The 8,017-nt window shown below is 66.2% G+C and carries 8 protein-coding genes; 5 read left to right on the top strand and 3 right to left on the bottom strand.

Translation table 11 applies throughout. The features are described from left to right. The 3 genes from KDB67_RS16290 to KDB67_RS16280 all read right to left on the bottom strand — a co-directional run. Nucleotides 1-1,101: MlaD family protein (locus KDB67_RS16290; protein ID WP_291017734.1), on the bottom strand; the 1,101-nt coding region annotated here is incomplete at its 3' end. A 4-nt stretch (nucleotides 1,102-1,105) separates the two neighbouring features. Then, nucleotides 1,106-1,969 (bottom strand): ABC transporter permease, encoded by an 864-nt coding sequence (locus tag KDB67_RS16285; protein WP_291017732.1) that lies wholly within the window; start codon nucleotides 1,967-1,969, stop codon nucleotides 1,106-1,108. Next, the gene (locus tag KDB67_RS16280; protein WP_291017730.1) at nucleotides 1,969-2,778 is read right to left on the bottom strand and encodes an ABC transporter permease; all 810 of its coding nucleotides are present in this window, start codon (nucleotides 2,776-2,778) and stop codon (nucleotides 1,969-1,971) included. Before KDB67_RS16280 ends, KDB67_RS16285 begins: the two co-directional genes overlap by 1 nt. A 116-nt stretch (nucleotides 2,779-2,894) precedes the next feature. On the opposite strand from KDB67_RS16280, the gene KDB67_RS16275 reads away from it, so the two are divergent. The 5 genes from KDB67_RS16275 to rsmA all read left to right on the top strand — a co-directional run bounded on the left by KDB67_RS16275 (nucleotide 2,895) and on the right by rsmA (nucleotide 7,928). Further along, nucleotides 2,895-3,527, top strand: coding sequence for an SRPBCC family protein (locus KDB67_RS16275; protein WP_291017728.1), 633 nt, complete (start codon nucleotides 2,895-2,897; stop codon nucleotides 3,525-3,527). A gap of 41 nt (nucleotides 3,528-3,568) precedes the next feature. Beyond that, entirely contained in the window at nucleotides 3,569-4,831 is a 1,263-nt protein-coding gene (locus KDB67_RS16270; RefSeq protein ID WP_291017726.1) for an MFS transporter, read from the top strand. A 49-nt stretch (nucleotides 4,832-4,880) separates the two neighbouring features. After that, entirely contained in the window at nucleotides 4,881-5,783 is a 903-nt protein-coding gene (locus KDB67_RS16265; RefSeq protein ID WP_291017725.1) for a TatD family hydrolase, read from the top strand. A 139-nt stretch (nucleotides 5,784-5,922) separates the two neighbouring features. Next, complete coding sequence (locus KDB67_RS16260; protein WP_291017723.1) at nucleotides 5,923-7,044, top strand: resuscitation-promoting factor; 1,122 nt, start codon at nucleotides 5,923-5,925, stop codon at nucleotides 7,042-7,044. Then, nucleotides 7,008-7,928, top strand: a complete 921-nt coding sequence (gene rsmA, locus KDB67_RS16255; protein ID WP_291017720.1) for a 16S rRNA (adenine(1518)-N(6)/adenine(1519)-N(6))-dimethyltransferase RsmA — start codon at nucleotides 7,008-7,010, stop codon at nucleotides 7,926-7,928. The genes KDB67_RS16260 and rsmA overlap by 37 nt, the downstream gene beginning before the upstream one ends. The last annotated feature ends 89 nt before the right edge of the window (nucleotides 7,929-8,017 follow it).

The following is an 8,017-nucleotide window of genomic DNA, read 5'->3' as shown; positions in this document are numbered from 1 at the left end:
GGTGCCGTTGGGCTCACCAGGGGCCCGTACCGGACCGACACCCTGCCGGGTGCTGGTGCCGAAACACTGTTGGCCGCGCAGGTTTCCGTAGTGAGGGCAGTCCGCGGCGGTGTACGGCATGGGCTGGGAGAACGTCGGCACGGCGGTGATGTTGAACTTGCCGGTGGCGAACAGGATGGTGCCGGCGGCACCGAACTTGTCGGCCTCGGCCAGCGTCGTCGACAGGCCGTCGGGATTGTCGGCCACCGTCGAGAAGATGGTGGAGGTGGAGTCGATGATGGTGATCAGGTTCTTGCGCTGTGCTGCCACGAACGGGGTCACCGAATCCAGATAGCCCGCGGCCGAGGACATCATGGCCACCAGTTGGTCGCGGTTCTCCACGATTCCGCGCGAGATCGAGGTGGTGGACGCGAGGGTTTTGATCACGTCCGGCGTTGCCCGGCGCAGACTTTCGACGACGGCCCGGAACTTGGGGGTGGCGTCGAGGAAGCGATTCATCGTCGACTCCAACTCGCGGGAGGCGACCCACCAGTCGTCGATCATGATGCCGAGTTCGTCGCCGCGATCGCCGATCGCCCGACTCACCACGTTGAGTGCGACGTTCACCTTCTCGGGTTTGACCTCGCCGAGCAGTGTGGACAGCTTGGTGAACACGTCGTACAGGTTGACCGCGTCGTCGCCGCTGTCGACCGGGATGTCGGCGCCGTCGCGCAGTTCCCCGGTGGACTCGCCCGTTCCCGGCCGCAACTGAATATAGATGTCGCCGAAGAAGGTTCGAGGCGCCACCCGGATGACCACATTGTCCGGAATACGCTTCATCATCGAGCGATCGACGGCCAGACCGATCCGCGACGACGTGGTGCCGGCCTCGATCGAATCGATATTGCCGACCTTGACACCGTTGTAACGCACGGGAGCGCCGGGAGAGATCAGTCCGGCCTCGACCGGGATCTCACCGTGCACCTGGGCGGTGTCGTCGAACATGCCGGTGCTGCGCGAGATCATCCACAGCGCGAACGCGAGCAGCAATGCCATCGCGACGATCGCGCGAAAGATGTAGCCGGCCTTGGATACCTGACGACCGGGAAGCATGATTGTCATGTCGTCAGATCCCCATTCCCGGAATCTCGGGCACCAGGCCCCACAGGCCGAAGGTCAGGATCACGTCGAAGATGCCGATCGCGAGAATCGATGTGCGCAAAGCCCGTCCGGCCGCCTGACCGACACCCTCAGGGCCGCCGGAGGCGAAATAGCCGTAGCTGCAATGCACCAGCGTCACGATGCCGGCGAAGAACACCGCCTTGGTGGCCGAATACACCAGATCCGACGGGCTTAGCGCTAGATGGAAGAAGTAGTCGTAGGTGCCTGAAGATTCGCCGTTGTACCAGACCACGACGAGGCGGGTCGCGATGTAGCTCGAGAGCAGACCGATCATGTAGATGGGGAGCACGCACACCATTGCCGCGATCATCCGGGTGGTCGCCAGAAACGGGATGGAGCGGATGGCCATGACGTCTAGTGCGGCGATCTCGTCGGAGATGCGCATCGCGCCGATCTGCGCGGTGAACCCGGTGCCCACCTTGGCGGCCAGCGCGATCGCCACCACCACGGGCGCGAGTTCTCGGGTATTGGCCACCGCCGACAGCATTCCCGACAGCGACGTCATACCGACCAGCTGCAGGCCACGGTAGGTTTCGACGCCCAGCATCATCGCCGCCGCCAGCGACATCGCCAGCACGATGCCCAGCGTGCCACCGCCCGACAGCAGCGACTTGGAACCGAAGGTGACCTCGGAGATCTGATTGAGGACGTGCCTGCGGTAGTGGACCAGCGTGTACGGGATCGCCAGGATCGCTCGGGTGATGAACGTGACGTACTCACCGAGGCGCACCACCGTCGAGGTGGCGCCCTCGATCCGGCGCGAGGCCGACTGCCGGATGCGGTAGGTCGTGTCGTGGGTGGCAACCATCAGTAGGCCCCAACGGCGGGCACGATCACCGTATACAGCTGCGAGAGCACGGTATTGAAGACGAACACCAGGGCGAACGCGATCACCACGGCCTCATTCACCGCGTCGGCCACCCCTCGTGGGCCGCCGCGGGCATGAAGTCCTTTGAAGCAGGCCACGATGGTCGAGATGAGCGCGAACACCGCGGCCTTGACCAGTGCCATGACGAAGTCCGACATCCGGCCGTACTGACTGAACGTGGCCATGAATGCGCCGGCCGGAAGATGTTGCACGTAAATGTGATACGCGTAGCAGGCACCCACGCCGACGACGGTGATCAACGAGCACAACATGATCGAGACGATGATCCCGGCGGCCACCCGCGGTGCGACGAGCCGCTCGATCACGTTCAGGCCCATCACCTCGATGGCGTCGACCTCCTCACGGATCTTGCGCGAGCCCAGATCGGTGCAGATCGCCGAGCCCGCCACACCCGCCATCATCAGCGCGCTGACCAGTGCCGAGGCCTGGCCGACGATGATGAACGCGACGACGGCACCGGAGTAGCCGCCCGCCCCGATCCGGCCGGCCAACTCGCCGACGGACACCGCGATGAACACGCCGACGGGGATCATCAGCAGCAGGGCGGGGCCGGTGCTGACGCGGCCGATGAACACGACCTGACTCAGCGTTTCGCCGAGCGACAGTCGTCGCCGCAGTGTCGCGACGACGGTTGCCCCGATCGCCTGCAGTGCGAAGCCGAGCGTGTGCCCGGCTTCGGTGGCGAGGTCCCGCAGGGGACCCTTGGACGCCGGAAGGTCGAATGCCACCGAAAACCCCCTTCGGTATTGTGGCCTGGCTCTCACCGAGCACGCTAGCATGTTTCATATATGAAATGTAAAGCTTGAAATCCATCGAGCGGTTCTACCAGGTCAGAAGGGTATGGATGAGTACGTCACAGATCGTGTGGCTGGTGATCGGGGTACTGGCGGCACTCGGCGTCGCCGGAATCGCCGGGTTGGTGGTGCTGTGGGGGACCGCGGGCAATCCCGGCAGGTCGGCGGTGCGCAAGGAGATCCCGGCGGACAGCGTGGACCGCTACATCACGCGCGGCGCGTCGTTCGCGATCGTGCTCACCGTGAACACGCCGCTTTCGCGCCGGGAGGTGTGGGACCGGATCGTCGGCGTCGAGTACATGTCGAGCCTGCCGCTGCTGTCCGGGCCGACGTGGAGCGGCGACGCCGTCATCCCCGGGGCGACGGTGCCGGTGGGTGCGGTGCGCACCATGTCGGGAACGCTGCTGTCGGTGACTGAACGGGTCACCCATGTCGAGCAGGAGTCCGAACTCACCCTCACCGGTACCGCGCTGTCGTTACCGCTGGTCATCCATAGTTTCGCCGAACGCTGGACGCTCACCGACGGCCCGCGCGGCACGCTGATCGTCACCTGGGCGATCGCAGGCTCACCCCGCTGGGTCGGCTGGCTGCCGTGGCGATGGGCCGTCCCGTTGATGCGGCAGATCCTCGGTTTCGTCCTGCGCCACGCACTGCGCCTCAAACCCTTCCGCTCCGTCCGCTGACTTGACCGACGGGAGATCTCCCGGTGGGCTAGGTTGACCGGATGACTTCCCGCCCGGAGCCGGCGTTGCAGCGCGTATCCCGCAGGTGGATCGGACTTTTCGGACTTGCCTGGATGGGGGTGTGGCTGGCGCAACTGGCGCCGTTCCAGCTCACCCTTCCCGAGCAGGTCAACGACTGGCTCGACATCGGCGACGACGTCACCGCCGGCAACTGGCGTCGCAGTGTGCTGACATTCGGTGTGGTGTCCGGGATCTCGGCGATCTTCGCTCTCGTCGCGTTCCCGCTGACCGGGTCGCTGTCGGACCGCACCCGCAGCCGATACGGCCGTCGCAAACCGTGGATCGTCGGCGGCATGGCGTTGTTCGCGATGTCGCTGATCGGTATGGGACTGGTGGATCACATCGTCGCGATCACGGTGCTGTGGTGCGGGGCGATCACCGGTTTCGCCACCACGTCGGCCGCGCTGACGGCGCTGATCAGCGATCAGGTGCCGGTGTTCCAGCGCGGCGTCGTATCGAGTTTCGTGTCGGCGCCGCAGGCCGTCGGCGTGATCGCGGGGATGGCGATCGTGTCGTCGTTCGCGCTCGGTTATCTGCCCGCCTACCTGGTGTACGCGGGTTCGCTCGTCGTGTGTGTGCTGCCGTTCCTGCTGCACCTGGACGACCCGCTGCCGTCCGACGCCGGCACCGGACGGCTGACCGTGGCGAATATCGTTTCCGAACTGTGGATCTCGCCGTCGAAGTACCCCGATTTCGGCTGGACCCTGCTCGGCCGGGTGCTGGTGAACCTGGGCAACGCGCTGGGCACCTCGCTGCTGTGGTTCTTCCTGACCTTCGGCCTCGGCGTCGACGACCCGGACGACGACCTGCTGCTGGTGAGCGCCGTCTACATGCTGTTCGTCATCGCGAGCGCATTCCTGAGCGGCGCGCTCAGCGACCGCATTGCCCGACGCAAACCGTTCGTCCTGGCCGCCGGACTCGCCCAGGGCATCGCCGCACTCTGCATCGCGGCACAGGCGGACCTGACGATGACCATGGTGGCCGCCGCATTCCTGGGCGCCGGTTTCGGAGCCTTCCTCGGCGTCGATCAGGCACTGGCGACCCAGGTGCTGCCCGACCCCGACCACAACGGCCAGGACCTCGGGATCATGAACATCGCGATGGCCGTACCTCAGGCGCTCGGCCCCCTCGTCGGCGCGCTGGTAGTCGAGGCCACCGGCGGTTTCACCGGCCTGTTCATCGCCTCGGCCGTCCTCGGCATCCTCGGCGGCCTGACCGTCCTCCTCGTCCGCAGCGTGCGGTGACGGCGTCATCGATGGGACGGTCGCGCTCTGAGTCCGGTGCTGTGTCAAGGTGGTCTCCGTGAACGACGCCCCGGCCGAGAGCAAGCCTGAGACCGAGAGCAACAAGGCGGCGCGCAAGCGGTTGCGGAAGCAGCCGCCGCCCGACCCGGCGCCGCTGGCCGGGCTGATCGACGCGCATACACATCTGGCGGCGTGCGGCGGGCGGGACCCCGAGACTGTGCGGGCCATCGTCGACCGTGCCGCCGCGGTGGGCGTCGAGGCGGTGGTGACCGTTGCCGACGACATCGTCGACGCGCGGTGGGCGCATCAGGCGGCGCACTGGGACGAGCGGGTGTATGCGGCGGTCGCGCTCCATCCGACGCACGCCGGTGAACTCGATGACGCCGCCCGCGCGGAACTGGAGACGATGGCCGGCGACGACCGCGTGGTCGCGGTGGGGGAGACCGGCCTGGACTACTACTGGATCGGCAAGTCCGAATCCTGTGCCACCAAGGAGCAGCAGTACGAGGCATTCGCCTGGCATATCGACCTCGCCAAGCGGCTGCGCAAGCCGCTGATGATCCACAACCGGGACGCCGACGCCGACCTGCTCGACGTCCTGGCGGCCGAAGGATCGCCGGAGACCGTGATCATGCATTGCTTCTCCGGTGACCGAAACGTTGCACGCGAATGTATCGACCGTGGGTACGTTCTGAGCTTCTCCGGAACTGTGACCTTCGCCAACTCCGGAGAATTGCGCGCGGCGGCCGAATTGGTGCCCGACAACCAGCTCCTGGTGGAGACCGATGCGCCGTTCCTGACCCCGCATCCCTACCGTGGCCAGCCAAATCAGTCGTATTGCCTGCCGTACACGGCACGAGATATCGCGCGGACCCGTGGCGTAGGGGAGGACGAACTCGCGGCGATTCTGGGGGCCAATGCCCGCCGGATTTACGGCATACCTTTGCGCTAGGCAACTCTGTTCGTTATCGTATCGTAATCAAGAGGTTCAGCCCCACGTTCCCGGGCTTCCCGGCACAGCTCCCGTTGTGACCGTCCGGAGTGGTGACACCGGTACGTGGCCGATCTGTTGTCGACGAGGAATTCGTAACATGTCTGCCCTGCTTCACATCCGCAAGTCCACTTCGAAAGCGGCCCGCGTGGCCACCGGTGCAGCTCTGCTCACCGTGATGGCAGGTGGTGTCGTCGGCATCACCTCGCACAAGGACATCACCCTCGCCGTCGACGGCAAGGTCCAGCAGATCTCGACCATGGCCTTCTCCGTCGACCGCGTGCTGCGTGAGCAGGGATACCGCCCCTCGGACGCCGACGAGGTGCTGCCGGGTCTGACGGAGGACGTCAAGGCCGGTCAGACCATCGTCTACAACCGGCACAAGACGCTCACCCTCAACATCGACGGCAAGACGTCGACCGTCGAGACCACCGCCACCAATGTGCGCGAGATCCTCGACGAGAACGGCTACGAGGACGCCCTCGCCCACCCCCAGAACTTCGGCGCCGACAGCGTCCCGCTCACCGGCGGGCTGGTGCAGGTGACGCTCCCCAAGAAGGTTCGCGTCACCGACGGCACCAACACATTCCGCACCAATGTCGCCGCCCGCACCGTCGCTGACGTGCTCAAGGGCACCGGCAAGCCGCTCACCGGACTCGACAAGGTCAAGCCGGCCCCCAATACCCCGATCCGCCCGGGCATGCGGATCGTCGTCACCCGGATTCGCACCGAGGAGTCGACGGTCACCGAGAAGTTCAGCGCCACCCCCGTCACCAAGGAAGACCCGACGCTGGTCAAGGACCGCAAGGTGGTCGAGGACGAGGGCAAACCGGGCACATCGAAGGTCACCTACCGGCTGACCATCGTCAACGGCACCGTCACCGAGCGCGAGAAGCTCGGCTCGACGGTCGTCACCGAGCCGGTTCCGGCCACGGTGCGGATCGGTACCAAGGACGGCGCGCCGTACGTCGCGGCAGGCTCGGTCTGGGACCAGCTCGCCCAGTGTGAGGCCACCGGAAACTGGGCCATCAACACCGGCAATGGATTCTACGGCGGTGTCCAGTTCGACCAGAACACGTGGGAACGCTGGGGTGGCCTGGAATACGCCCCCCGCGCCGACCTGGCCACCCGTGAGGAACAGATCGCCATCGCCTCCAAGACCCAGGCCGCTCAGGGCTGGGGTGCGTGGCCGTCGTGCTCGTCCAAGCTGGGCCTGAACTGAACGCCCCTGAACCCGTGACCGGCGGGGCGCCTGCCCTGCTCGGACCGGTGCAGATCCGTGAACTGGCCACCGAACTCGGGGTGCGGCCCACAAAAACGCTCGGCCAGAACTTCGTGCACGACGCCAACACCGTCCGGCGGATCGTGGCGGCTTCGGGTATCGGTCCCGACGACGTCGTTCTGGAGGTCGGACCGGGACTGGGCTCACTGACCCTGGCGCTACTCGCCGAAGCCGGGCGTGTGGTGGCCGTCGAGATCGATCCGAAACTCGCCGACCGTCTACCGCGTACCATCGCCGAGCGGGCGCCGGGACAGGCCGATCGGTTTGAGGTGATCACCGCCGATGCCATGTCCGTGAGCCGCGCCGACCTGCCCGAGCCGACGGCACTGGTCGCAAACCTGCCCTACAACGTGGCGGTCCCCGTACTGCTGCACCTGATGGCCGAATTACCCAGTATCAGAACCGCTTTGGTGATGGTTCAGGCGGAGGTCGCCGACCGGCTGGCCGCAGACCCAGGTGGCCGAATCTACGGGGTGCCCAGCGTCAAAGCCCGCTACTACGGCGACGTGGCCCGGGCGGGCGCGGTCGGCCGCAACGTGTTCTGGCCCGAACCGAAGGTCGAATCCGGACTCGTCCGCATCCGGCGGACCGCCGTCTACCCCGCCGACGACGGTCTGCGCAAGAAGGTGTTCGAGGTGATCGACGCCGCGTTCGCGCAGCGCCGCAAGACGATGCGCTCGGCGCTCGCGGGCTGGGCGGGTAGCGCGGCGGAGGCTGAACGCCGACTGCGTGCGGCCGGTATCGATCCGCAAATCCGGGGTGAAAAGTTGTCGGTGGCCGATTTTGTCCGCCTCGCTCAGGTGCCTGTCGTACCCGACCACTAACCTCTGTAGTCGTGTCAGGTGCGTCGTTGTCCGTGGTCCCGTCGCCGGTTACCGTGCGTGCACCGGCCAAGGTCAATCTGCACCTGGGG

Source organism: Gordonia sp. (in: high G+C Gram-positive bacteria), from assembly GCF_020438995.1.
Taxonomy (GTDB): domain Bacteria; phylum Actinomycetota; class Actinomycetes; order Mycobacteriales; family Mycobacteriaceae; genus Gordonia.
Note: the sequence above shows the minus strand (reverse complement) of the source record. Positions and strands in the feature narration are given on the sequence as shown.

What these genes read in the sequence shown, in the direction of transcription:
- KDB67_RS16260 (WP_291017723.1), top strand. Translation starts at nt 5,923, where the DNA reads ATGTCTGCCCTGCTTCACATCCGCAAGTCCACTTCGAAAGCGGCCCGC.
- KDB67_RS16285 (WP_291017732.1), bottom strand. Translation starts at nt 1,969, where the DNA reads ATGGTTGCCACCCACGACACGACCTACCGCATCCGGCAGTCGGCCTCG.
- KDB67_RS16275 (WP_291017728.1), top strand. Translation starts at nt 2,895, where the DNA reads ATGAGTACGTCACAGATCGTGTGGCTGGTGATCGGGGTACTGGCGGCA.
- KDB67_RS16270 (WP_291017726.1), top strand. Translation starts at nt 3,569, where the DNA reads ATGACTTCCCGCCCGGAGCCGGCGTTGCAGCGCGTATCCCGCAGGTGG.